General features: G+C 44.9%; 24 protein-coding genes and 1 tRNA gene. 15 read left to right on the top strand and 10 right to left on the bottom strand.

Features of this window, described 5'->3' with window-relative positions:
* Nucleotides 1-175: 175 nt before the first annotated feature.
* The 9 genes from rpsU (at nucleotide 176) to ZMTM_RS11610 (ending at nucleotide 7283) form a co-directional block, all read left to right on the top strand.
* Nucleotides 176-388, top strand: coding sequence for a 30S ribosomal protein S21 (gene rpsU / locus ZMTM_RS11650; protein WP_045751681.1), 213 nt, complete (start codon nucleotides 176-178; stop codon nucleotides 386-388).
* 13 nt (nucleotides 389-401) lie between these two features.
* Entirely contained in the window at nucleotides 402-845 is a 444-nt protein-coding gene (locus ZMTM_RS11645) for a GatB/YqeY domain-containing protein (RefSeq protein ID WP_221764006.1), read from the top strand.
* Nucleotides 846-950: 105 nt separating this feature from the next.
* A complete protein-coding gene (gene dnaG, locus ZMTM_RS11640) occupies nucleotides 951-2705 on the top strand; it encodes a DNA primase (RefSeq protein WP_221764005.1) in 1755 nt (584 codons plus the stop codon).
* Nucleotides 2706-2798: 93 nt separating this feature from the next.
* Nucleotides 2799-4712 carry an RNA polymerase sigma factor RpoD gene (gene rpoD / locus ZMTM_RS11635; protein WP_221764004.1) on the top strand — a complete coding sequence of 638 codons (1914 nt, stop codon included), beginning with the start codon at nucleotides 2799-2801 and terminating at the stop codon, nucleotides 4710-4712.
* A gap of 6 nt (nucleotides 4713-4718) precedes the next feature.
* Nucleotides 4719-4795 (top strand) — tRNA-Ile (locus tag ZMTM_RS11630).
* Between the two features lie 199 nt (nucleotides 4796-4994).
* Nucleotides 4995-5285, top strand: a complete 291-nt coding sequence (locus ZMTM_RS11625) for a type II toxin-antitoxin system HigB family toxin (protein WP_221764003.1) — start codon at nucleotides 4995-4997, stop codon at nucleotides 5283-5285.
* 14 nt (nucleotides 5286-5299) lie between these two features.
* Nucleotides 5300-6526 (top strand): ImmA/IrrE family metallo-endopeptidase, encoded by a 1227-nt coding sequence (locus ZMTM_RS11620; protein WP_221764002.1) that lies wholly within the window; start codon nucleotides 5300-5302, stop codon nucleotides 6524-6526.
* A 217-nt stretch (nucleotides 6527-6743) separates the two neighbouring features.
* Nucleotides 6744-6908, top strand: a complete 165-nt coding sequence (locus ZMTM_RS11615; protein WP_221764001.1) for a hypothetical protein — start codon at nucleotides 6744-6746, stop codon at nucleotides 6906-6908.
* A 72-nt stretch (nucleotides 6909-6980) separates the two neighbouring features.
* Entirely contained in the window at nucleotides 6981-7283 is a 303-nt protein-coding gene (locus ZMTM_RS11610) for a DUF3892 domain-containing protein (RefSeq protein ID WP_221764000.1), read from the top strand.
* Between the two features lie 67 nt (nucleotides 7284-7350).
* Here the strand turns inward: ZMTM_RS11610 and ZMTM_RS11605 are convergent, their stop codons facing one another.
* Nucleotides 7351-7602, bottom strand: a complete 252-nt coding sequence (locus tag ZMTM_RS11605; protein WP_221763999.1) for a hypothetical protein — start codon at nucleotides 7600-7602, stop codon at nucleotides 7351-7353.
* 266 nt (nucleotides 7603-7868) lie between these two features.
* Here ZMTM_RS11605 and ZMTM_RS13560 point away from each other — a divergent pair, with 266 nt between their 5' ends.
* Nucleotides 7869-10160 (top strand): methyl-accepting chemotaxis protein, encoded by a 2292-nt coding sequence (locus ZMTM_RS13560; RefSeq protein WP_318840499.1) that lies wholly within the window; start codon nucleotides 7869-7871, stop codon nucleotides 10158-10160.
* A 74-nt stretch (nucleotides 10161-10234) separates the two neighbouring features.
* Here the strand turns inward: ZMTM_RS13560 and ZMTM_RS11595 are convergent, their stop codons facing one another.
* From ZMTM_RS11595 to pip, 4 genes are all read right to left on the bottom strand, one after another.
* Nucleotides 10235-10765, bottom strand: a complete 531-nt coding sequence (locus tag ZMTM_RS11595; protein ID WP_225907028.1) for an SRPBCC family protein — start codon at nucleotides 10763-10765, stop codon at nucleotides 10235-10237.
* A gap of 255 nt (nucleotides 10766-11020) precedes the next feature.
* Complete coding sequence (gene trhO, locus ZMTM_RS11590; RefSeq protein ID WP_221763998.1) at nucleotides 11021-11974, bottom strand: oxygen-dependent tRNA uridine(34) hydroxylase TrhO; 954 nt, start codon at nucleotides 11972-11974, stop codon at nucleotides 11021-11023.
* Between the two features lie 82 nt (nucleotides 11975-12056).
* Entirely contained in the window at nucleotides 12057-13361 is a 1305-nt protein-coding gene (locus ZMTM_RS11585) for a YhjD/YihY/BrkB family envelope integrity protein (protein ID WP_221763997.1), read from the bottom strand.
* A 37-nt stretch (nucleotides 13362-13398) separates the two neighbouring features.
* The gene (pip, locus tag ZMTM_RS11580; protein ID WP_221763996.1) at nucleotides 13399-14361 is read right to left on the bottom strand and encodes a prolyl aminopeptidase; all 963 of its coding nucleotides are present in this window, start codon (nucleotides 14359-14361) and stop codon (nucleotides 13399-13401) included.
* Between the two features lie 282 nt (nucleotides 14362-14643).
* Between pip and ZMTM_RS11575 the strand changes: the two genes are divergently transcribed.
* From ZMTM_RS11575 to ZMTM_RS11555, 5 genes are all read left to right on the top strand, one after another.
* A complete protein-coding gene (locus ZMTM_RS11575; protein WP_221763995.1) occupies nucleotides 14644-16521 on the top strand; it encodes a PQQ-dependent dehydrogenase, methanol/ethanol family in 1878 nt (625 codons plus the stop codon).
* Nucleotides 16522-16657: 136 nt separating this feature from the next.
* On the top strand, nucleotides 16658-17545 hold the full coding sequence (locus ZMTM_RS11570; RefSeq protein WP_221763994.1) for a substrate-binding domain-containing protein: 888 nt from the start codon (nucleotides 16658-16660) through the stop codon (nucleotides 17543-17545).
* Nucleotides 17546-17686: 141 nt separating this feature from the next.
* Nucleotides 17687-18208 carry a c-type cytochrome gene (locus ZMTM_RS11565; protein ID WP_221763993.1) on the top strand — a complete coding sequence of 174 codons (522 nt, stop codon included), beginning with the start codon at nucleotides 17687-17689 and terminating at the stop codon, nucleotides 18206-18208.
* Nucleotides 18209-18346: 138 nt separating this feature from the next.
* Nucleotides 18347-18862: a c-type cytochrome gene (locus tag ZMTM_RS11560; RefSeq protein WP_221763992.1), complete on the top strand. Its 516-nt coding sequence runs from the start codon at nucleotides 18347-18349 to the stop codon at nucleotides 18860-18862.
* Between the two features lie 49 nt (nucleotides 18863-18911).
* Entirely contained in the window at nucleotides 18912-20240 is a 1329-nt protein-coding gene (locus tag ZMTM_RS11555) for an NAD(P)/FAD-dependent oxidoreductase (protein ID WP_221763991.1), read from the top strand.
* A gap of 77 nt (nucleotides 20241-20317) precedes the next feature.
* Here ZMTM_RS11555 and lplT read toward each other — a convergent pair whose 3' ends face one another.
* From lplT to ZMTM_RS11530, 5 genes are all read right to left on the bottom strand, one after another.
* Nucleotides 20318-21490: a lysophospholipid transporter LplT gene (gene lplT / locus ZMTM_RS11550; protein ID WP_221763990.1), complete on the bottom strand. Its 1173-nt coding sequence runs from the start codon at nucleotides 21488-21490 to the stop codon at nucleotides 20318-20320.
* 68 nt (nucleotides 21491-21558) lie between these two features.
* Nucleotides 21559-22956, bottom strand: a complete 1398-nt coding sequence (locus ZMTM_RS11545; protein WP_221763989.1) for a PhoH family protein — start codon at nucleotides 22954-22956, stop codon at nucleotides 21559-21561.
* 110 nt (nucleotides 22957-23066) lie between these two features.
* A complete protein-coding gene (locus ZMTM_RS11540) occupies nucleotides 23067-23528 on the bottom strand; it encodes a peroxiredoxin (RefSeq protein ID WP_221763988.1) in 462 nt (153 codons plus the stop codon).
* A 114-nt stretch (nucleotides 23529-23642) separates the two neighbouring features.
* Nucleotides 23643-25142, bottom strand: coding sequence for a sensor histidine kinase (locus ZMTM_RS11535; RefSeq protein WP_221763987.1), 1500 nt, complete (start codon nucleotides 25140-25142; stop codon nucleotides 23643-23645).
* A gap of 6 nt (nucleotides 25143-25148) precedes the next feature.
* The gene (locus ZMTM_RS11530) at nucleotides 25149-25817 is read right to left on the bottom strand and encodes an energy transducer TonB (RefSeq protein ID WP_221763986.1); all 669 of its coding nucleotides are present in this window, start codon (nucleotides 25815-25817) and stop codon (nucleotides 25149-25151) included.
* Nucleotides 25818-25964 lie beyond the last annotated feature (147 nt).

Below are 25964 nucleotides of genomic sequence, written 5' to 3'. Positions count from 1 at the left end.
ATGACTACAGCCCGCTAGAATAGCAAACTTTTTCGCCGTTCTGCCAATGGAATTTTGGATTTCCAATCTAGATTGCATGGGTTGATAGCGGTGAAATGTATTTAATTCAATTGCTAAACTTGATTGTAAACCTTGGAAATCATCTCAAGGCAATTGTTATAAGGATAGAAAACTAATGTCTAGCGTACGTGTAAAAGAGAACGAACCATTTGACGTGGCACTTCGCCGCTTCAAGCGCATCATCGAAAAAACAGGCCTTTTGACAGATCTTCGCGCTCGCGAATTCTACGAAAAGCCAACATGGGAGCGCAAGCGTAAGGCTGCTGCTGCTGTTAAGCGTCACTATCGTCGTATCCGCAATCAAACACTAGCACCTAAGCTTTACTAAGCTAGGTTTAGTCATGTTGTTGAGGGCTCGCATCAGCGTGGACATGAAAGCCGCCATGCGCGCGAAAGAAGCTGCGCGCTTAGGGGCAATCAGGTTGTTACTGGCTGCTATCAAGCAGCGTGAAGTGGATGAGCGCATTGAGTTGGATGACACACAAGTCATCGCAGCCATCGAAAAGATGCTGAAACAACGTCGTGACTCCATCTCGCAATACGAAGCAGCTAATCGTCATGATCTGGCTGACGTAGAAAAGTTTGAGGTAAGTGTGTTGCAGGAATACTTGCCGCAAGCGCTGACTGCAGATGAGGTGGATGCGATTATCGCTAAAGCAATCACAGACACTTCTGCAGCTGGCATTAAGGATATGAGCAAGGTGATGGCAGCCGTTAAGCCGCAAGTGATTGGGCGTGCTGACATGGGGCAGATATCTGGGCTGATTAAAGCCAAGCTTGGTTAAGTCGCCAGACTATTAAGTTCTGCAATACAAAATTCAGCAAAACGAAATACGAAAAAAGGAGCTATAAGCTCCTTTTTTTATTTTTAGGCTATTATCTTTAGTGCCATGATTCCTGAATCGTTTATCCAAGAGTTGCTCAGTCGCGTTGATATCGTCAACGTGGTTGACCGCAGCGTACCGCTGAAAAAAGCGGGCGCTAACTACATGGCCTGCTGCCCGTTCCATAACGAGAAATCTCCATCTTTTACCGTCAGCCCCACCAAGCAGTTTTACCATTGTTTTGGTTGCGGAGCCCATGGCACAGCCATCAGCTTTTTGATGGAACACCAAGGCTTGAGCTTTGTAGAAGCGATACACGACATTGCCAAAATGGTCGGCATGATTGTGCCGCAAGAAACCCGTGATACCAGCCAGGCTGACCAGGCCTTTAAAAAGGCAATGCCTGACATGCAAGATGCCATGTTGCAGGCGAGCCAGTATTACCGTACACAATTAAAGAGTGCGCCACAGGCGATTGAGTATCTGAAAAGCCGTGGTTTGAGCGGGCAAATCGCCGCACGTTTTCAAATGGGTTATGCGCCAACTGGCTGGCAAAATCTGGCTGATATATTCAGTGACTACCAGTCTGACCTGCTAAAAACCGCTGGCCTGGTGATAGAGAATGAACAAGGCCGTCGTTACGATCGTTTTCGTGATCGCATCATGTTTCCTATCCATGACCAAAAAGGCCAGGTGATCGGTTTTGGTGGGCGTGTGCTCACTTCTGGTACCGAGCAAGATGGCCCAAAATACCTGAATTCCCCAGAAACCCCATTGTTCCAAAAGGGAAATGAGTTATACGGTTTGTTTTTGGCTCGCCGTGCGATTCGTGATGCTGGCCGTGCCTTGGTGGTTGAAGGCTATATGGATGTGGTGGCGCTTGCACAATATGGCATTGAATACGCTGTCGCTGCACTAGGCACGGCAACTACGCCACAACACATCACCAAATTGATGCGGCAGACCGATGAAATCGTATTCTGTTTTGATGGCGATAACGCTGGTAAAAAGGCGGCCTGGCGCGCAGCCATGAATGCCTTGCCAGCATTGACTGATGGGTTGCGTCTTAACTTTCTATTTTTGCCAAGCGAACATGACCCTGATAGCTACGTGCGCGAGTTCGGTAAAGAGGCCTTTGAGGCTGCGATGAAAACGGCGTTGCCGTTGTCCCAATACATCATTCAATACCTGAGCGCCGAGAATAAACTGCAATCGCAAGAAGACAAGGTGCAGTTTCTCAATGAGGCCGAACCGATACTCAAGCAGATTCAGGCGCCCCGCTTGGCATTATTATTGCGTAAACGAGTGGCGGAGTTAGCAGGTGTTTCGCTGGATGAAATGCGCGGCATGATCAAGTTACCTGATTTAAACCAGCGCCCCGCTAGAGCGATGCCACGACAATCGCGCACCACGATTTCGTTGCAGCGCAGGTTTGTGTTGATGTTGTTAATGCAACCAGCTTTGGCGAGCGCCGCTGATCTTGATTGGGTGCAAGGCAATGCGGAAGATGATTTGCTGGTGGTTGCGGCGATTAAGGCGGCACTGGCTTACCCAAATGCGCATGCGGCATCGCTATTGAGGCAGTTAGACGGTGAGATAGATGGACGGCTCATGCGTGAGATAGAGCGTGAATTGCATTTATTAGATGAAAGTCTGGATTTTGCTCTTGAATTCAACGGTGCGCGCAAGCATCTAATAGAAACTTATACGCAACGTGATCAATCCAAACTACTGGATACCGTTAAAGAAAAGAGTTTGAGCGAATTAACCGAGCAAGAGAGAGCGTTATTGAAATCCATGAGCGGTTTTGCTAAAAAGTGAATGTAAATTCAGGTATAATCTAGGGTTTTTCCGAACCCGCACTGGTTTTTCAGCGTAAAAATCATTTGGGTAAAAAGAATTTGAGGTCTAGGCATGGCTAAAGAGCAACAAAACGAAAACACCAACGATAACCAAGTGCAGGTAAGCGATGCAGATGCACGCCGCACGCGCTTAAAAACGCTGATTATCCTTGGTAAGGAACGCGGCTACTTAACCTACGCCGAAATCAATGATCACTTGCCCGACGATGTTCAGGATTCTGAGCAGATTGACGGCATTATCGGCATGATCAACGACATGGGTATCCAGGTGTATGAAGAAGCGCCTGATGCTGAAGTGTTGCTGATGTCTGATGCACCTGCTCCAGTAGCGGATGAAGATGCAGTTGAAGAAGCCGAACAAGCGCTTTCAACAGTTGACTCTGAATTTGGCCGTACGACTGACCCAGTGCGTATGTATATGCGTGAAATGGGCACGGTTGACCTGCTCACCCGCGAAGGCGAAATCGAGATCGCCAAGCGTATTGAAGATGGCCTCAAGCACATGGTGCAAGCGATTGCCGCTTGCCCAACAACCATTGCCGAATTGTTGGCGATGGTTGATCGCGTAGAAAAAGACGAACTCAGTGTTGATGACTTGGTTGATGGCCTGATTGATAGCGATGTTGGCATTGATGATGCCATTGCCGCAGAAGCCGCCAGTGAAGAAGAGATCGAACCAGAAGACGAAGAAGATGAAGAAGATGATGACGGCGCAAAAGCCGCTGCCATCTCAGCTGAAGCTTTAGCTCGCTTGAAAGAAGAAGTGTTGATTCGCTTTGCTGTTATTCGCGAATCCAACAAAAAGATGACCGCAATCTTGGAAAAGAGCGGCTCACAAGACAAAGAATATCAAAAGCTGCAAGCCCTGATTTTGGATGAGCTGACCGCATTCCGCTTCTCAGCCAAACAAGTAGAAGCCCTCTGTGATCAAGTCCGTGGCATGGTTGAAGAAGTCCGCGGCCATGAACGCAAAATCATGGAATTCTGTGTTGATAAATCAGGCATGCCGCGCGCCCATTTCATCAAAGTATTCCCAGGTAACGAAACCAATGTTGAGTGGTTGGCCGGTGAACTTGCGCTAACCAAGCCTTATGTTGAGCGCTTGGAGCGTTTCAAACACTCTATCGTTGACCAGCAGCAACGCCTGCTTGATCTGCAAGCACGTGTTGGTATCCCGATCAAAGAGCTTAAAGACATCAACAAGCAGATGACCACTGGCGAAGCCCGTGCCCGTCGTGCCAAGCGTGAAATGATCGAAGCCAACTTGCGTCTGGTGATTTCGATTGCTAAAAAGTACACCAACCGTGGCCTGCAGTTCCTGGATCTGATTCAAGAAGGCAACATCGGCTTGATGAAGGCTGTAGATAAATTTGAATACCGCCGTGGTTACAAGTTCTCAACCTACGCAACATGGTGGATTCGCCAGGCGATTACCCGTTCGATTGCTGACCAAGCACGCACGATTCGTATCCCTGTGCACATGATTGAAACCATCAACAAGATGAACCGTATCAGCCGCCAGATTCTGCAAGAGACAGGTCTTGAGCCTGATCCAGCGACGTTGGCTGAGAAGATGGAAATGCCGGAAGATAAAATCCGTAAAATCCTGAAAATCTCCAAAGAACCAATCTCGATGGAAACACCGATTGGTGATGACGACGATTCACATTTGGGCGACTTCATTGAAGACATGACCACGCTGGCACCAGTAGATGCTGCTGTTTACGCCAGCCTGCGTGATGCGACCAAAGAAGTGCTGGAATCACTCACTGCACGTGAAGCCAAAGTATTGCGTATGCGTTTCGGTATTGAAATGAATACCGACCACACGCTGGAAGAAGTGGGCAAGCAGTTTGATGTAACACGTGAGCGTATTCGCCAGATAGAAGCAAAAGCCTTACGTAAATTACGTCACCCAACACGTTCTGAGCGTTTACGCAGCTTCCTCGAAACAGGTAACGACTAAGTTTTCGGGCCTGTAGCTCAGTTGGTTAGAGCAGAGGACTCATAATCCTTTGGTCGTCGGTTCAAGTCCGACCGGGCCCACCAAAAATCAGGTAAAAAGAAAGAGGGGTTAGATGAAAATCTAACCCCTCTTTCTTTTTACCTAGCACAGATAAACACATTTGACTCAGCTTGAGCGTGATTAGAAAAACACGTTGATTAAAGCATGTTGTTATCATTGGTTGACATTTCCCAAAATGGGAAAGTATAATATTATAAAAATTGGGAACTAAAGTAGTTGAGCATGCAGCTAATAGGTCTATTAAAGCTAGATAATTTTAAAAAGAAGCATGCAGATGCTAGAGGACCTCTGGATGCTTGGCGCGATGATATAGAGCGTTCTAATTGGATAGAGCCGCAGGATATTAAATCTCGCTACGCTACCGCAAGTTTTTTATCTGACAATCGAATTATCTTCAATATTAAGGGTAATTCATATCGTTTGGTCGTTAAGGTTAAGTATCAAAACGGGCTGGTTCTTATCGAATGGATTGGAACGCATGCTGAATATAGTAAACAAACTTTCACTGAGTAATTTAAGGAGATCATATGAAACAATCAGTACGGGTCATCAAGAAGCAGCGTGATTACGATGCGGCTCTGTCTCGTCTATCTGATTTGATGAGTACGGACTTTGCTGCAGGTTCGGACGAAGAAGCTGAGCTTGAACTTCTTGCATTAGTTATTGAAGCATATGAAGCTGATAAGGTTGCCCCAGTCATTCCCGATCCTATTGAAGCAATATTGTTTCGGCTTGATCAACAAAAACTTAGCACAAAAGATTTAGTGCCCCTTATCGGCTCTATTTCAAAAGTGTCTGAGGTTTTATCTCGTAAGCGTCCTCTGAGTCTTGCGATGATACGTGCGCTGCATAAAGGCTTGGGTATTCCTGCAGAAATCTTGATTTCAGCTTCGGGAGAGGAAGGCTTCGATGTAGAAGCACCCCAATACAATTTTAGTAAGTTTCCTCTAACTGAAATGTTTGATAGAGGTTGCTTTTCCGATTTTGATATCAATGTTAAGAATTTAAAGGATTACGCAGAAGAGGTCGTCACAAAATTCATGAGGGGAATTTGGACAACGAATCAGTCACCAGCTCTTCTTCGTGCTCCGTTGTACCAGAGCGGTTCTAGAGAAATGAATGAGTACGCTTTAATTGCCTGGCGTATTTGTGTGCTGAAAAAAGCTCGAAATATGTCTATTAAACAGAAATTCGAGAAAGATATTATCAATGAAGACTGGATGAGGGACTTGGTGAAGTTGTCACGTTTCGACACAGGTCCTAAATTAGCTCAGGGTCATCTAAGAGACAGTGGTATTGCTCTTGTAATTGAGCCTCATTTTAAGAAAACATATTTAGATGGCGCTGCAATGCTTGATGAAGGAAGACCCATTGTCGCCTTAACTTTAAGACACGATCGCATCGATAATTTTTGGTTTGCTCTTTTACATGAATTGCAGCACATCCGAATGCACTTGGGTACAAGTCATATATTTATAGCTGATAACTTGGAAGACAAAACCAGAAATAGTAAAGAAGAAGAGGAGGCAGATGCTGGAGCGCGTGAAGCTTTGATTCCTGCCGCTATATGGCATACCTCTCAGGTTAGAACATCCCATACTCTTGCTGATGCAGTAGCTTTGGCTAGTCAACTTAGAATTCACCCAGCAATTGTGGCCGGTAAGCTAAGGCATGAAACCTCAAATTGGAGGCTTTTAACTAATATTACCGGCGCGGAGGTTAAAAGTAATTTTTTAGATCAACTTACATCTTGAACATGTAAGGAAAAGACTTCTGACCAATAGTAATGTTGGTTTGAAGAGGGTGGGGTCGCATGAGCAGTTAGAGCTGCCCATGCGAAAACGATTTCCAAAGAAACCTCTGCCGTTAGACAGCAGTGAGTATCGTTGATGCAAGTGGCTTAAGTCAAGGCCAAAGTATTTGTGGAGATTCCCCAGTTTTAAATGCTCATTTTTATAAAGGAGATTTTCCATGAGCAAGCCATTAAAACCGGGTACTAAAGCACCAACGTCTGGTCAGTACCAAAATACGTCGACTCGTAATGAAGTTACGGCAACACGCGGTGCGCCATTACCGCCAACGCCAAAAGCGGGGCAAGCGTATAAATTAGTTAATCCAACAAAACACCAGCGTTAAATAAATGCCGCTCCTAGTATTGCTAGGGCGGCATTTTTATTTCTCTACAGATATGAAAGCCAGGTTAAATATATGAAAGAGTTTGAAGTTAATAGCATTCACAAACCTAACCGCAATAGTTCTCATGAGCACATTACACATATCGGTAACAATACTGGCTTGTGGAAAATGACTCGTGAAACTGCAATTGCTAGAATTGATTCTAAAACAGAAGCGTATTACACCATCGACTACACATCTGGAAAGCGTGCATATATTGGTGTAGTTCGTAGCGCGGGGAAGTTACCTTATCTGCGAACATATGCTGATTCTAAATACAATGATAATTTACTCGCTTTGCTGGAGTGTAGCCCTAGTTGTAAGTTAGTTACTTAGAAATTTGGTTTTAAAGAAAAAAAGCTTAGATGAATATCTAAGCTTTTTTTCTTTTGATTCCCAGAATTTATTCTTGCATCAATATCGATAATCTCGCATGCAACACCATATTTTCAAGCACAAGCTTTGCCACAGTTACCGCCATTAAGAGTTCTTTGTCTTCCTCCGTTGCATCATCGTCTAGTTGATTGATGATCTCAACCACATTCAGGCAGGCGAGTTGACGTAGGTCATTCTCGTCGAAGGGTAGGCCTGAGAAGTCGATAGGGTCTTCTTTTTCTAATTCTTTTAATAGCTCAAGCAGTAGTTCTGGTTTCATGAGTTTATTATGCCACGTCAAGATTTCTTGTCGCTAGTTTCAAACCAACTCTAAAGTTTTAGCTTTTCACCTGCTTAGTCTCGTTTTCAGTTTGATTGGTCAATATACAAAGCCCTGAAACCCATTTTGTAAATATCCTTGTGAAATTTAGGGTATTGCCGTTATTTAGCATTACTTTGTTAAAAAGTCTTGTTACCTGAATTAAATTTCAGGCATATACTAATTAAAAATGTAAAAAAAATGTTACAACTCGGAGGAGATGAATCATGGGCTTTGATTTATTTAAAAATAAGAACGAGATCATAAAACTAAAATCAGAACAATCACTTAAAGATAAAGTGATTGCGGAAAAAGAGGCGCAGATACAGGCGCTCATTGCCCGTGAGCATGCATTATTGGCTATAAAAAGTGCGATGGACGGGTCGTCAGCAGCCATCATGATGGTGGACCGCGACTTTATCGTGACTTATGTGAATGAAGCCAGTAATGCCTTATTTACTCAGAATGCAGCTGAGTTCAAGCAGGCATTTCCCTCTTTTGATGCTTCTAAAATCGTTGGTACATGCATAGACGTATTTCACAAAACCCCCGAACACCAACGCAAGATGCTGGCTGATAGCTCTCGTTTACCGTTTAAAACCGATATCAAAGTCAGCAGCCTGACCATTGCGCTGTATGTTACCGCCGTATATGACGAGCAGAAAAACTACATTGGCAACACGCTTGAATGGCGCGATGTCACAGCAGTCAGGAAAAGAGAAATTGAAGATTTTGACAGCCGAGTGCAGAAAGAGGCGATTGATCGATTTCAGGGTGCGATTGATTTGAGTCTTGATGGAATTATTCTCTCAGCAAATGAAACGTACCAGAAGATTTTAGGCTATACCAACAGTGAGCTTGTTGGCCAGCATGTGAGCTTGGTGCTGGAGCCTACATTTGCGCAAAGCCCCGAATATCAGGCGATGTGGGCAAAAATAGCCAATGGTGAATTTATGTCTGGTAGATACAAGCGTATTGCCAAAGGTGGGCGAGAAGTGTGGATTCAGGCCTATTACAGCCCGATTCGAGATATGGCTGGCAAGCTCTATAAAATTGCCAATTATGTGATCGATGTGACCGAGCAAACATTGAGAAATAATGATTTTGAAAGCCAGATTCAAGCGATTAGCAAAAATCAGGCAGTGATCGAATTTACGCCAGATGGCAAAATCACTGCGGTTAATAAGAATTTTCTTAATGTTGTGGGTTATTCAGAAAACGAGTTGGTCGGTCAGCATCATTCGATGCTAGTAGATAATGAATATAAAAATAGTGCTGAGTATCGTGAGTTCTGGGCAAAGCTAGGCCGTGGTGAGTATGATGCGGGGCAATATCAGCGTAAGGCTAAAGGCGGACTAGAGATACATCTGAGTGCTTCATATAATCCAATTACGGATATGAACGGTAAGGTGATTAAGGTTGTTAAATATGCGACGGATATCACGGCAGCAATCAATGCGCAGCATGCGCTTGCTAAGGCGGTAGAAGAAACGCAACAAGTCATTCAGCTAGCGAAAGACTCTGATTTGACACATCGTATTCCGCTTGGGGGTAAAGTCGGTTCGATTGCGCAACTATGTGATGGCGTTAATTCGTTACTGGATAACATGGCCGAAATTATCACCATGGTCAAAGATAGTGGCGAAACTATTAATACAGCCGCCAATGAGATATCTGCTGGTAACAATGATTTATCTCAACGTACTGAACAGCAAGCTTCTAGCTTGGAAGAAACCGCTGCAAGCATGGAAGAGCTCGCTTCAACAGTGAAGCAGAACTCCGAGAATGCAAGGCAGGCTAATCAGCTAGCGGCCAAAGCTTCAGAGGTCGCCACTAAAGGTGGCAGTGTTGTTGGCCAGGTTGTCACCACGATGTCTGACATCAATTCAAGCTCACGCAAGATTGAGGACATTATTTCTGTGATTGATGGCATTGCCTTCCAGACTAATATTCTTGCACTTAACGCAGCGGTTGAAGCGGCGCGTGCGGGTGAAGATGGGCGCGGTTTTGCGGTTGTGGCAGGTGAGGTACGTAATCTGGCACAACGCTCAGCTGCGGCTGCCAAAGAGATCAAACAGCTGATTTCAGAGTCGGTGGAAAAAGTGCAGGGTGGTACAAAGTTGGTGCAAGAAGCTGGCGAGACCATGGAAGATATTGTGAACTCTGTGAAGCGAGTGACTGATATCATGGGCGAAATCGCAGCGGCATCTGTCGAGCAAAGCACGGGGATTAATCAGGTGAATAATGCCGTGACACAGATGGATGAAGTCACCCAGCAAAATTCTGCGTTGGTTGAGCAAGCGGCCGCTGCTTCTGAATCTCTGGTAGAACAAGCGGCTAATTTGATGGAGTCTGTCAGCAGATTTAAGCTGTATGGAAATCAAGGCTCGAACTCAGGCAGGGTGGCAGTGGGCAGTCAATTTTCTACTAAATCAGCCAGGCCTGTTGCGCCACCAAGAGCAGCGCCAGCCATCGTTAACAAGGGCAATAGTGAGGATGGAGACTGGGCCGAGTTTTAGATGGCATTGAGTCGTTTGAATAGCAAAAAACGCCCATCGGGCGTTTTTTGCTATGACTTAATCACTAAAGAATATTACTTGGTTTCGCTAATCTTCTTCAGGTTTTCAAGACCGCCTGTATAAACAGCATGGATGGTCTTGGTAGCATCTTCATCAGTCTGGCCAGCTGCTGGTGTGGCTGAAGTATCTTTGCGTTTGAAATGGCCTTTCCACTCAACCAATGATTTGCCGCCTGCTATGTCTTTAACTGTAAAAACGGACACATAGCTACTTACTGGCAATACACCCTCAAGAATCTGGTATTTAAAAGACTTGTTTTTGTCGCTGTAGGCATTGAGCTTTTCTTTGATAGTGCCGTCATCTTGCAGGGTCAACAAACGTACAGCGCCTACTTTATTGTTAGTGCCTTCAACTATTTCAGTCTTTTTAACTGCAGGGTGCCAAGCACCAAGGTCGCCAAAGTTATTGGCTTTAGCCCAGACTGCAGATGCTGGCGCATTGATCTCGATTTTTTCATCTACGCTCAGCGTTGTTGCTTTTGCAGCGAATGCAGCCATTGGCATGGCTAGGGCGGTGGTCATCATTACAAGTGCGATTTTATTCATGACAATATTCCTTTTATGTTGGTTTGTTTGAGATAGAAATATCAATGAGATTAAATAAGCGCTTTTTTAAGTTAATTTTTAAAAGTTAAGCTGAATACTTAATCTCATATTTATACTAACCTGTATATGTCAAAATAAAAAGAAATTAGTTCAATATTGCTTGAATACCATATTCAAAGCAGCATAGTGATAGTTAATAAAAAATTAACGTTATACGGTAATGTATTTTATATGTGATGATGCACAAGCAAGATTTCAGGCCTGCGTATCAGGGGATTTTTTTCGGGTTTCTTTAATATGCACTTCGCCGATATGCGTTTCACCACGCGCTTTGGCAAGCGCAACTTGTTTTTGCCGCTCAGCAACGCGAGCGCGCTTTTCAGGCGTTAAGGTGTTGTAGCAATATGGGCATGAAACGCCTTCCATATAATGCTCGGACGTTTTTTCTTCTGGCGATACAGGGTGACGGCAGGCGTGGCACTGGTCATATTCGCCTAATTCCAGGCCATGCCCGACGGCCACGCGTTGGTCGAACACAAAGCATTCGCCTTGCCACAGGCTTTCTTCTGCAGGCACGTTCTCCAGGTATTTGAGAATGCCGCCCTGCAAGTGGTACACATCTTCAAAGCCTTGCTCCAGCATGTAGGCGCTTGCTTTTTCGCAACGTATGCCGCCCGTGCAGAACATGGCGACTTTTTTATGTTTTTTAGGGTCGAGATTCTGTTGCACGTAATTGGGGAATTCGCGGAATGTGGTGGTTTTTGGGTCAACCGCACCACGGAATGTGCCAATGTCATATTCATAGCCGTTACGGGTGTCGATCAACACTACCTCTGGGTCTGAAATCAGCGCATTCCAGTCTTCTGGTTTTACATAGGTGCCAACGGCTTTATTCGGGCTTACGCCTGGCACGCCTAGCGTGACGATCTCTTTCTTTAGCCGTACCTTCATGCGGTAAAATGGCATTTCATCAGCGAACGATTCTTTATGCTCCAAATCCGCAAGTCTGGGGTCTGATTTCAGGTAGGCCAGCATGCTGTCTATGCCTTCGCGACTGCCGGCTACTGTGCCATTGATGCCTTCATCTGCCAGCAACAGCGTACCCTTCAGCCCGTGCGATACACAGACGTCAAGCAGCTGGGCTTGCAGCGCCTGAAAGTCTGGCAAGCTGGCAAATTTATAGAGGGCGGCAACAATAATGTGAGACACGGTGGAGCTTTCTGCTGAATCTTGAATGACGAATTCGATATGATAAATCAATCAGACATTTGCATGATTGATTTGGCACAAATCATGGCTGTTTAAGATTGCTGTAGTTGCTTTGCAATTGGGTTTCTTGCAGCCGAGTTGCCATTTCTTTGAGAAAATTCAGGGCAACATTCGGGTCGCTGGAGAGTAGGGTTTCGATATTCTCTGCGCTGATGACGATAATGCGTGTGTGATCTGTGCTGACTTTTGCATCCGCATATCTGGTGGTGTCCGTTAAAAAGGCCATTTCGCCGAAATAATCACCAGCATGCAAATCGCGCAATATGCGACTTTTGTGGATCAGTTGCAGTTGCCCATCCACCACATAATAGATTTCATGTCCTTCGTCGCCTTCTTTATATATGTAGTCACCCGCTTTGTAAGTTTTGCCGTAGCGCATCATCAACTCATTTAAATAGTGCGCTTTATCATCTGGCATCTCGTGGAACAAGCCCTTAAGCAACAGCACATCTTTTTTATGCAGTGTTGCAATGAGCTCGGTGCCGAGCAGGAACACAATAAAGGTGTAATACAGCCAGACGATAGAAACAAACATATTTTTCATGCCGCCAAATACACTACCGTAAGATTGGCTTAGGGATAAAAACAAGGTGAATGCCGGCCGCATGGCGAGCCAGAGCAGGCCTGTGACGATAGAGCCAATCAATATGTGTTTGAGCGCAATTTTGGCAGGGAAAAAGAATCGGTAAAACATGGCCATCAGCAAGGTGCTGAATATGATCGAGCTGAAGGAACTAATCAATGCAGTGTGCTTGGTAAATGGTTGTATATAACCAACCAGCTTTTCGGTCATTAACCCTAAAAAGGTAAATATGAGAAAAAGCGCCAGTATGCCGATGACCGCCAGTACATCTTTGATTTTGCGTTTAATAAAAGAGGGCGATTCCACTCGGGCAGCAATGGTATGAAAGGCCGAACGCAAAGCGCCTGCCAGTGGCGTGACTATCCAGAACAAGACAAAAAAGCCAAACACGCCCCATACCGCGCCATGTTTTGAGATGTTGTAAACCTCAATCATGATGCGATGGCTGAATTTAGGCACGAGGGTGCCTGTGAGTATAGCTAGCTTAACAATGGCAGAATTGGACGAGACGATGAGATGGCTCAGCATGAAAAACATCAGCAAAGCCATCGGTATTAGCGCAAATAGCGCATAAAAAGAAAGCGATGCAGAAATGTTAAAGCCATTGTGTACTCGAAACGCATTGAGCGTTTCCCTCAGCACAAATACTGGCGTGCTATACCTATGTTTGGCATATACCGCACGTGGCAGGGCAATCGCAGGATGATTGCCTAGAGCTTTTACTTGCCTGAAATGAATCGCCAAAATATGCCTTGGGTTTGAGTAATGCTAGGGCGCTATTTTAACTGAATGCTTTGAATTTTTCGGTAGCAGCCACCAGTGCGGAAGTGGTGCCAGCTTCCATCGCTGAATGCCCTGCATCTACCACCATATAAAACTCTGCATGTGGCATGGCTTGAGACAATTCCCAGGCGGTTAATGGTGGGCAGACCATGTCATAACGACCTTGCACAATAGTGGTGGGGATGTGTTTTAGTATGCTGGCTTCTTTTAACATGTCTCGCGTGCCCACAAAGCAGCCATTCAAAATGTAGTGCAGTTGTACGCGCGCGCGCGCCAATTGTATTTCATCACTGACTGGGTTGCCGCCGCTGCCTGTGCTCGGGCGTAAGGTCATGATGCTGCTCTCATAGGCATTCCAGTTGGTGGCTGCTGGAACGCTTATGGATTTGTCTTCTGAAAATATGCGAGTGGCATAAGCCTGTAGCAAATCATTGTGTTCATTGGCTGGTATATAAGTGGTTAACTTCTCCCAGGCTTCAGGATAAAAATGCCGTACATCTTGTAAAAACCAGTCAAGCTCATTTTGACGGCTTAAAAATATGCCGCGCAAAATGAGCCCAGTGACCCGCTCAGGGTGTGCAATCGCGTAGGCTAGTGCCAGCGTGCTACCCCATGAGCCACCAAACACCAGCCATTTTTCAATGCCTAAAGCGGTTCTTAGTTTATCTATATCTTCAACCAGATCATCGGTCGTATTCTGGTTGGTTTCGCCTAGCGGCTTACTTCTGCCGCAGCCGCGTTGATCTAACAGAATGATTCTGTAAAAAGTGGGATCAAAAAATCGGCGCTGCGCAGGATTACAGCCGCTGCCTGGTCCACCATGAAGAAAAACAACAGGTAAACCCTGCAGATTTCCCGACTCTTCGTAGTACATTTCATGTAAACCAGAGACTTTTAGCCAGTTATGGCGTGCTATATCGATTTCAGGATACAAATTGTAAGTGTGATTATTGGTTGTCATAATATATATTACTAATTGATTATATTGATTAAATTATACATCAGCTGTCCGCCAAGCTATGCATATATGAAAGTTATTACAAATTTCTAAGCCAAATGTAAATAAATTGTAAATAGAGTATTGCAAAACATTTTCGACTGTTCTAATATGTAGGTTACTCGCTGTGTTGCGAGTGAAAAATTAAAGCATTATCTACTGTAAAAGCTCGAATCAATAAAAAGCTACAGTACTTTATGCTTAGTGTTGTTTAACCCTTAGTAGTAATAGCTATGGAGAAATAAAATGGAGATGAGCAAAATCAAGTTGGCTCTCGGTTTAGTAGTTGGCGCTTCAATGGTAATGCCATTGGTTGCTTCAGCTGCAGCTGACCAAGAAGCTGCTATGAAAGATGCAAATAACTGGGTTCACCCACGTGGCCAGTTCAATAACCAAGGTTACAGCACCTTGTCACAAATTAACAAAGGTAACATCAAGAGCCTGAAGACAGCATGGACATTCGCTACCGGTGTAAACCGTGGTCACGAAGGTTCACCTATCGTTCTGAACGGTGTTATGTACGTTCACACAGCGTTCCCAAACAATGTTTACGCGCTTGATTTGAACGACAACCAAAAGATCATCTGGTCTTACTTCCCTAAACAAGATCCATCAGTTCAAGCAGTTCTTTGCTGCGACAACGTAAGCCGTGGTCTTGGTTTCGGCGATGGCAAGATTTTCTTGCAACAAAATGACGGTACTTTAGTTGCTCTTGATGCTAAAACCGGTGCTAAAGTTTGGGACGTTAAAGTTAACGATCCTAAAGTTGGCGCAACTAACACCAATGCTCCACACGTGATTAAAGACAAAGTATTGACCGGTTGCTCAGGTGCTGAGTTCGGCGTACGTTGCTTTATCGCTGCTTATAACCTGAAAGATGGTTCATTGGCATGGAAAGCATACAGCACAGGTCCTGATGCTGAAGTTCTGATTGGTGCTGACTTTAACAAAGAAAACCCACAATACAGTGCGCTGTCAGTTTACGAAGATGTAAACGGCGGTAACAAAGAAGGTGGTTCATTTAAGCCTATCGCTAACGACAAGTTAGTTATTGGTCAAAAAGAACTGGGCACACGTACATGGCTCAAGCCACAAGCTGTTAAAAACGGCTGGGAACACGGCGGTGGTTCAGTATGGGGTTGGTGGCCGTATGATCCTAAGTCAAACTTAGTGTATTACGGAACAGGTAACCCATCAGTTTGGAACCCAGATGTACGTCCAGGTGACAACAAGTGGTCTATGACTGTATTCGCACGTGACGTTGATACCGGTATCGCTAAGTGGGGCATGCAAATGACTCCACATGACGAGTGGGATTATGACGGCATCAATGAAGTTGTTCTGTTCGACAAAGATGGTAAGACATATGCTCACCATACTGACCGTAACGGTTTCAACTACACATGGGATGCTTCAAACGGTACATTGTTAGTTGCTGCTAAAGCCAATCCTTTCGTTAACTGGGCTAGCTCAGTTGATTTGAAGACTGGTGTACCTAACAAGTTGGGCACTGCTTCTACACACCAAGATTACAATGCTAAGGGCGTTTGCCCAGCAGCTTTGGGTGTTAAGGATCAACAACCACAATCTTACAGCCCACGTACAGGTTTAATGTACATTCCATTGAACCATGTTTGCATGACCTATGAGCCAGTTGAAAGCAAGTACGTTGCTGGTCAACCATGGGTTGGCGCTACTCTGACCATGTTTGCTGGTCCAGATGGCGTAATGGGTGGTTTCGAAGCTTGGGATCCAATCAAAGGTAAAGCAGCTTGGTACAACAAAGAGAAATTCTCTGCTTGGGGTGGTTCATTAACAACCGCTTCTGACATCGTGTTCTACGGTACTCTAGAACGTGATTTCAAGGCAGTTGATGCTCAAACTGGTAAATTGCTCTGGAAACAACAAGTTGGTTCTGGCGTAATCGGTAATGCATTCACCTACGGTAACAAGGGTAAACAATACGTTGGCGTACTGTCCGGTATCGGCGGTTGGGCTGGTGTTGCGATGAACCTTGGTTTGAATAACGACACAGACGCACTTGGTGCTGCTGGTGGTTATAAAGAACTGACCAAATGGAACGCTGCTCCTGGCGGCGGTGCATTGAACGTATTTAGCCTGTAATTTGAAGCTTTAGGCAGCTTAAAGCTGCCTAATCGCAACATTTTTAGAACTAAATAAAAGTTAGTGCGTCATATAAACACCCTGCTTCGGCAGGGTGTTTTTTTATATAAGTATAACTAACGAATATGAGGAAGATATGTTAAAAAACTTGATGATGTGTATGCTTTTGGGAGCCGTGGTAATTAGTCCTAGAGTTTTTGCGGAAGAGCCTGATATTCCAACGCTTAATCCAGATGAAGGCCGGATAGGTGAGATAAGACGTGTAATAGATCCTACAGAGTTCAAAGTCTGCGCTGATCCAGACAATATGCCTTACTCCAACAGCAAACAAGAGGGATTTGAAGACAAAATTGCGGCACTAATTGCCCAAGATTTAGGCAAGAAATTAAGCTATGCATATGCATATTACCGCCAAGGATTTCTAAGAAATACGCTCAATGCTAATCGCTGTGATGTCATAATGAGTACGACATCCGATAACGATTCAATGCTCACATCTAAGCCATACTATCGTTCTGGCCATGTATTTGTTTACAGAAAAGATAGTGGATATAACATTACCGATTGGGATTCTCCAGACCTACGTAAAGGTGTGATTGGCATCATTGGTGAAAGTCCCGCCACACGCCCACTCGCTGATCATGACTTAATGGGTAATGCTCGCCCTTATCGTATGCAGCGCGATTTGAACTTACCACCAAGCTTTTTGATTGACGATTTGGTTAAAGGCGACATAGATATTGCCATTGCATGGGGCCCAATTGCTGGCTATTATGCTAAACAAGCTAAAATTCCGTTAGTAGTTGTTCCAATTCCAGAGTATGAAGAAACTAATGCACATGGAAAAGAGAACTGGAATATCTCATTAGGTGTTCGTAAACGTGATAAAGAACGGTTAGCTGCGATTCAGGAAGTATTAGATAGGCGCCAAGCTGATATTCTTAAAATATTAGATGATTATGGCATTCCACATACACCAGTAGTTGATGGTGATCGAGTAGGCAAAAAGCCGAATGGTAAATAACCGAATGGTAAGGAATATCTAAATCTGGGTTTATATGCAGGTTGATAAGTCATTATTAACCTGCATGCTGACCAATTAAATACTTTAAGTTAATGGCAGTCTTGACGTTAGCTACAGATTATTTATAAATTAGGAGATGATATGTTAGGTAGCAAAGCAGTAAAAGCAACACTTTTTGCAACAATGCTCACCCTGATTGGGTTGGCATTGCCATTACAAGCAAGCGCTGAATGTAAATTGGTTTCAACAAAAGATGGTAGCCCGCTACCAATCGTCGCTGTCGATACAGACACACCAGAAGCCAAATCATTCTTGGCGACCTGTATTAACCCATATACCAAACTTTATGCTGCTGACCCAGAAGCAGCAAAAGCAGGTAAAAAGAAATTTGGCTACTACTCATGCACACAATGTCATGGTGCGAATGCTGGCGGACAAGTAGGGCCAAGTATTACTGATGACCGTTGGCAATATGCCAAGCATGTGACTGATAAAGGAATGTTTGAAACCATTTCAGGTGGCAGCAATGGCGGTATGTTTGCCTGGCATCAACAAGTTTCTGGTAACCCAGACTTAGTACCAACAGATGATATTTTAAAAATTATCGGTTGGTTGCGTACTCAATATCAAGGCGGTGGCGACAAACCCTGGTTAAATGATTAATCAGTGATGATGTCCTGAAACGATTAAAAGCCATTGCCAAAAGCAGTGGCTTTTTTTTGGTTAGTTGATAGCGTATTTAGCGTAAAATTAAAGCTTGTAGGTTGAAATCAAAAAATAAAATTTAATGAGGAGACTAAAATGCGTATTCTAAATATCTTTATTTTGATGTTCGTGTTTGCTTTGCTGGGATGTAAAAAAGAGGGTGACAATACCTCGGGAAATACATCATCTGGGTCAGCGATTGCTTTTGTTACTACGCAAGATGGTGCACCTTTAACAATTAAAACTGAATTATTTGATACACCAAGTGCAAAAGAATTTCTATCTACAGGTAAGAACACCTACGTAGGTAATGCTGAAGCAATAGAAAAAGGCAAAAAACTATTCCAGCTTTATTCATGTACACAATGCCATGGTCCAGACGCACGAGGGCAAGTAGGGCCAAGCTTAATCGGACCAGATTATCGTTACCCTAAAGATGCCACGAATAAGGGCATGTTTGAAACAGTTTGGCACGGCACAAACGGCGGTATGGGCGCAAAAGGCAAAGGCCTGATGGACACCACCGATCCTGAAAATGGGTTAACGCCAGATGAATTATTGAAGATTATTGCTTGGATACGTAGCCACGGTGCAGAAACCGGTAACAGCTAATTAGTACTAGCTCAGCTCGATTTTGTTTTAACTTAGTAGAAAGTTGTATATGTCATCAGATTCAAGCTCAAGACTACATCATGTAGTGATTGTGGGTGGAGGTGCCGGTGGTTTGGAGTTAGCAACCCGTCTTGGCGACAAGCTCGGTAAAAAAGGCAAGGCTGAGATTACGCTGATTGACCGCACCCGAACTCATATCTGGAAGCCATTGCTCCATGAAATAGCAGCTGGGAGCATGGACCCTGATAAGCATCAACTTGAGTATATTGCACAGGCGCACTGGCATCACTTTCGTTATCGTCTGGGTAGTATGGATGGTATTGATCGCGCAAAAAAAGAAGTCTATATCACACCTTATTATGATGATGAAGGCATGGAGATTATTCCGCGTCGCACCTTCAAGTACGATACTTTAATCATTGCAATTGGTAGTACAACTAATGATTTTGGCATCAAGGGAGCAAGCGAGTATTCCATCGCACTGGATACGCAAAATCAGGCTGAGCGTTTTCATCGCCGATTACATAATGCTGTTGTGCGTGCACAAACCCAAGTTGAGCCAGTTAAAGAAGGTCAGCTGGAAGTAGTGATTGTTGGTGCTGGCGCTACAGGCGTTGAGCTGTCTGCAGAGCTGCACAATACCACCCGCGAATTAACAGCCTACGGCATGGATAAGATTAACCCAGATCGTGACATCAAAATTTCTATTATTGAAGCTAGCGATCGCGTTTTGCCTGCTTTGCCACCGCGCTTGTCTGACTCTGTGAAGTTGGAATTGAACAAACTGGGTGTGCATGTTTACACTGGTGAGCGTGTGACCGAGGTGACAGAAAAGGGCGTTTACACGCATAGTGGCAGGTTCATTCCTTCTGAACTGGTTGTCTGGGCTGCAGGTATCAAAGCACCAGATTTCCTTAGTAATCTCGATGGTTTAGAGGCAAATCGTATCAATCAGCTCGTGGTGAAACGTACTCTGCAGACCACACTGGATGACAGTATTTTTGCCTTTGGCGATTGTGCTGCCTGCCCGTGGCCAGGCCATGACAGTAACGTGCCACCTAGAGCACAATCCGCTCACCAACAGGCCTCTATGCTGGTCAAAACAGTGAAGAACAGGATTGCTGGGAAAGCATTACCAGAATATACCTATCGTGACTATGGCTCATTAGTGAACCTTGGACATTACACAACAGTAGGTAATCTGATGGGCACGCTTGATGGCGGCAGTTTGTTTATTGAGGGCTTATTCGCGCGCATCATGTATCAGTCGCTTTATAAAATGCACTTGATGGCATTACATGGATTTTTTGTGGTATTCCTGCAGACGCTTGCACGTATTATCACCAGAAGAACGGAAGCTAAAATCAAGCTGCACTAAGTACGGATTATTAGTATAGAAGCATCCAATAAAAAAGCCTCAGACAACAATCTGAGGCTTTTTTATTGGGTGTACTTTTAGGTTGGTGCATTAATTTGTTTGCGATATATACGGTAGATGCCTGCCATGCTCAGGCTTACAAACAAGCCAAATGACACAACAATCAGGTTGATCGGGATCCCTGCTTTTACCATCAGGGTATAAGCGCCACTTAATATCAAAATTCCTAGATTCTCGTTAAAGTTTTGTACGGCGATTGAGTGACCTGCGCCAATCAATAAATGTCCGCGATGCTGTAGAAGTGCATTTAAGGGAACGACAAAGAATCCACTTAGTATGCCGATAGCCACTAATAGCAGGCATGCAATATGCCACTCAGTAATGAATATCATCGAGATCACTAGCAAGCCCATGACGATGCCCGCAGGCAGTACTTTCACCGATTCTTCCAGCTTGATCATGCTAGCTGCAATCACCGAACCTATGGCAATACCAACTGCAACAACTACTGTCAGGTATGTGCCTTCGCTCTGGTTAAATCCTAGGGCATACGCCGCCCATGCGATCACCACAAAGCGCAATGTAGCGCCTACACCCCAGAATAAGGTCGTAACAGCTAGCGAGACTTGTCCTTGCGGGTCACACCATAGTGCTTTGAATGAATGGCTGAAATCTTTGAGCACGTAGAGCGGGTTGCGCTTGGATAACTTATGATCAAGTGGCAACTTGGGGATATAGATATTGAAAATAGCCGCCACCATATAGAGTAGCGTAATAATTGCTAACGAGATTTGAATGCTGATATTAGGCAATACGGCGCCGAGTATGGCCCCCAATACAATTGCCATAACAGTCGAACCTTCCATCCAGCCATTGGCTTTCACTAGCATATTAGAAGGTAAATATTCAGTGAGAATGCCATATTTGGCAGGGGAGTAAGCCGCCGCGCCTATACCTACAATGCCATAGGCAAATAGCGGTGGCATGCCAAATATCATGGAAATACTGCCTACGAACTTGATGGCATTGGCGACGAACATGACATTACCTTTGGGATAGGCATCGGCAAATGAGCCGACAACTGGTGCCAAGATAATGTATGAAATTACAAAGAACTGCAGCAACAGAGGTTCGTGCCAATCAGGCGCACTTAACTCACGGAGCAAGGCGATTGCAGTAAAAAGTAATGCATTATCAGCGAGCGCAGATAAAAACTGCGCCGCTAATATAATATAGAAGCCGAAATTCATAGGTTACATCGCCACCCAAACATCAGGTGTTCTTCTCATCCCCGAAAAGCTTTTTGTTGATAGCCTTTTTACAAGGCTTCTGCGGCAAAATCTGCCAAACGTGAACGCTCACCACGCACTAGTGTGACATGGCCATTGTGTTCCCAGCCTTTAAAGCGATCTACTACGTAGGTTAAACCTGAACTACCTTCTGTTAAGTAAGGTGTATCGATCTGCGCAATGTTACCAAGGCAGACTACTTTAGTACCTGGGCCAGCCCGAGTAATCAAGGTTTTCATCTGTTTAGGCGTTAAGTTTTGTGCTTCATCAATGATCAGGAATTTATGTAAGAAGGTACGGCCACGCATGAAGTTCAATGATTTAATTTTGATGCGGGTGCGGATCAAATCTTGTGTTGCAGCACGCCCCCACTCACCAGCTTCTTCATCAGACTTATTCAAAACATCCAGATTATCTTCCAGTGCACCCATCCATGGCGCCATTTTCTCTTCTTCCGTACCTGGCAAGAAACCAATGTCTTCACCAACTGGAACAGTAACTCGAGTCATGATGATTTCGCTGTAAATCTTTTTATCCAGTGTTTGTGTGAGTGCAGAAGCTAGAGTCAACAAGGTTTTTCCTGTGCCTGCTTGACCTAACAATGTGATGAAATCTACGTTTGGGTCCATCAACAGATTCAGCGCGAAATTCTGTTCACGGTTGCGCGCGGTGATGCCCCAGATATTATTTTTGCTTTGGGAATAGTCTTTAACAATTTCCAGCACAGCGGTATTGCCTTGCTGGCTACGCACAATAGCATGGAATGGTTTTTCGTATTCGTAATAGACAAACTCGTTGGTAATAAAGCCTTTGCAGAGTGGCCCTGTGATGCGGTAGAACATACGGCCTGCGTCTTGCCATGATTCGAGTTCTTTGCTGTGTTTTTCCCAGAAATTGGCAGGCAACTCTTTCATGCCCGTGTACAGCAAATCGGTATCTTCAAGTACTTTATCGTTAAAGTAGTCTTCTGCCAGCACGCCGATGGCGCGGGCTTTGATACGAATGTTGATATCTTTGCTGACTAGTATTACCTGACGATCAGCATGTTTTTTCTGCTGATCAAGCACTACACCAAGAATCTGGTTATCGGCTTTGCTACCAGCTAAGCCAGGCAGTACAACGCTGATTTCTTCGGTTTGTAGAAACAGGCGGCCACTAATGTGTTTGTTGCCGTTGATTGAAAGCGGGCAGCCTTCTTCGAGCTTGGTGAGGTTGGTGCCGACGATTTCTTCAAGATTGCGGCTGGCTTGGCGTGCATTTCTGGCGACTTCGGTCATGCCTTTTTTATTGTTATCCAGCTCTTCTAAAGTCACCATTGGTACGTAGATGTCATGCTCTTCAAATCGGAAAAGGCTTGATGGATCGTGCATCAACACATTGGTATCAAGAACAAATAATTTGGTGCTGCCTGCAAGTTTTTTTGTCATGAGGATAGTTTTCCAATTAAACAACAGTTAATGAAATCAAAGAGTTTATTAAATCGTACTAATTTAACGCATACCCACATTAGAAAATCCAAATATCCAGCGACTTAGAATCAAGCAACCTTGGACTTTAAAAACGCTAAGACTTCATGTGCGTGGCCATCCACCTTCACACCACGCCATTCATGTATCAACTTGCCCTCCTTATCGATAATAAATGTACTACGCTCAATCCCACGTACCTGTTTACCATACATGTTCTTCATTTTCATGACGCCAAACAGGTTGCAGGCCAATTCTTCAGAATCTGACAGTAATTCAAACGGAAAACTATATTTAGCCTTGAAATTTTCGTGCGATTTAAGGCTATCTCGTGATACACCAAAGATTTCAGCGCCCAAGGCTTGAAATTCTGCATAAGCGTCACGAAACTGAATGCCCTGTGTCGTACAACCAGGCGTTGAATCTTTAGGGTAAAAATAGATAACGAGAGTCTTGCCTTTGAATTCGGCAAGGTCAAAAGTCTTGCCGCTGGTTGCGGGTAATGTGAATGCAGTAATGGTTTGATTAAGCATGATTGAAATCGAGTTGAACACGCTTCTATTGTTGTTAAAAATTGCCATTAAGGCAAGCGAAGATAGCGAACAATTGAAAAGATTTTTTAGCGGGTAGAAACCAGCGAAAAGAACCTATAGTTGATTGGATAGCTCGACATGAACGCGTGGAATTTCTATCTCAATCAAGGTGCCGCCACCATCCCTGTGTTTGAACGTAATGCTACCAGTCAGCGCTTCACACACTTTAAATGCGAAGGGAATACCAAGCCCTGTCCCGAACCGTTTAGTGGTCGGGCCCGGGCTTACGGCGTGTGGGTCTGGTGTAAATGGCATACCAGGGCCACGGTCTGCAATTAGTATGCGTAATGACTGCTCCGCGATATCTGCATGTATCTCAATCTTGGTATTACTGGGTGCTGCTTCAATCGCATTAAGCAGTAAGTTATACAATACCTGCTCGAGTAAGTGCTGGTCGGTAAACATGCTGTCATCTACATGCTCCCAATCGGGTAGCTCAAGGGCGATGGATTTTTTTTGCAGAATCTTCTGCAAATGCACCAGTGAGCCAGTGATGATTTTGCGCAGGCTAGTATGCTCAGGCTGTGCTTTGAGTGGGTGCAAATAAGCTAACAGCGCGCCCGTCCAGCGCTCAAGGCCATCCACCGCGCCGATGATGTCACGTAATGCGCCTTGTGTTTCAGCATCAAGCTCACTTACATCGGCTACTTGGGCGGTCGCCCGAATACTGGCGAGTGGGTTGCGAATGTTATGCGCCAGCATAGGTACAAGTAGCCCAAGAGCAGCCTGTTTCTCAGTACGGACTAATGCTTCCTGGCTACGTGCCAGTTCTTTTGCCATATGGTTGATGGCGCGCGAAAGAGTGGCGATCTCGGCTGCGCCTTGTTCAGGTACTTTGTGTTCCAATCTACCTGCACTGATTTCTGTGGTGGCGAGCAATACACGCTCTATGGGTCTCACAATCGCCCGTTTTAGAAATATGCGAGAGAATAAAAACAAGAGTGCGGCGAGCATGATGGGGATGCTGAGTATAGTCACAGAGTTGTGTTTGGCATCCTCAAGCCGCTGTTGCAACTCTTGCTGCTTGAGCATCAGCAATTTCTCTGCGCGCGCAGAGACGGCTTCATAACGATAAAAAATACCCGTTTCCAAGTCGGTATTCAGGCTCTTTTGCAAGGACTCGGTGGATAGCGACTGTTGATGATTGAACATCGAGCTAGTCTCATTCACAAACGCAAGATAACTCGCATTGAGCTCTTGTATGGCTTCGCGCTCCTCATTACCTACCGCCAATTGATTGAGCTGTTCAAAGTGTTTATTTACCGAAGTGGTATAAGCATCGTACTCATCATGCGCTTTCGGGTCTTTCAAAAAAACCGCATCAAATAGCTCTTTCATTTGCCGATACAAGTCACCGCGCGTTTGCTGTATTTCCTGCACTAGCAGGTTGATACGTTGTGATTCGTGCGAGGCTTTATCCCACATGTGGATGCCTATTGCCCCCGCCATGCCAGAGATCGCTACCAGCAAGATAAAGGCAAGCTCATGAATCAGCAGGATGTCTTTCAGCGACTTTTCTGAAATACCTTTGGTGATTTTTCGCAAATTCAGCATGCTGTTCTATTCCTGTAAATGGAAAGATACAGGGACTAAAACATTAAAAGACCGTCCACGTAATAAGACGGGTGGTGGAGGGAGTGGTGATGCTTTTTTGACCATATCCAGCGCTTGGTTATCGAGAGATTCGTAACCGCTGGATTGATGAATCTTGCTCGACGTGACATTGCCATTGCTATCCATCTGCACATCCACCAGCACATCGCCTTGATAGCCGCGCATTTGCGCTATTTTAGGGTACTGCTTGTATCTTGCCAGCGCATTCGCTAGCTCGGTGCCATACTGGTTACGGGCTGCATCAATATCCTGCTGGCTAGGGCCTACTGGTTTAGGTGGCTCTGGCGGCGGAGGCGGCACCACAACCACAGGCGCTTCTTCAGCTTTTTGGGCGGTGCTGATGACTGGCGATGTTTCAGCCATATGCTCAACTGGTCTTGGCACGTCGTTATTGATTGGTGCTGGCGATGACTTGATAGGCGCGGGTTTAATGTCAGGTTTGGGCGTAATGTTTTTTTGCGGGGCTGGCGGCTCTGGTGATGGTTCTGGTTGAGCGACTGGAGCAGGTGCCTCGGTCTTGGCCATTTCAACCTGTAATACGGTGGGCAATTGTTTTTTTATTTGCAGCAGGTTCGGTAAAGACAACAGCAACATGGCGTGTAGCCCGAGCGACAATGCCAGCATCCATGCGAAGTGCTGGTCTGATATACGGTTGTCAGAAAGGGAGGCCAAAAGGGAGGTGGATGATTCAGGTTAAATAATGATTAAATATTGGCCAGAGTATCGCATTAACTGCTTGCATCAAAGGCAATCATTATACAT

Source organism: Methyloradius palustris, from assembly GCF_019703875.1.
GTDB lineage: Bacteria > Pseudomonadota > Gammaproteobacteria > Burkholderiales > Methylophilaceae > Methyloradius > Methyloradius palustris.
Note: the sequence above shows the minus strand (reverse complement) of the source record. Positions and strands in the feature narration are given on the sequence as shown.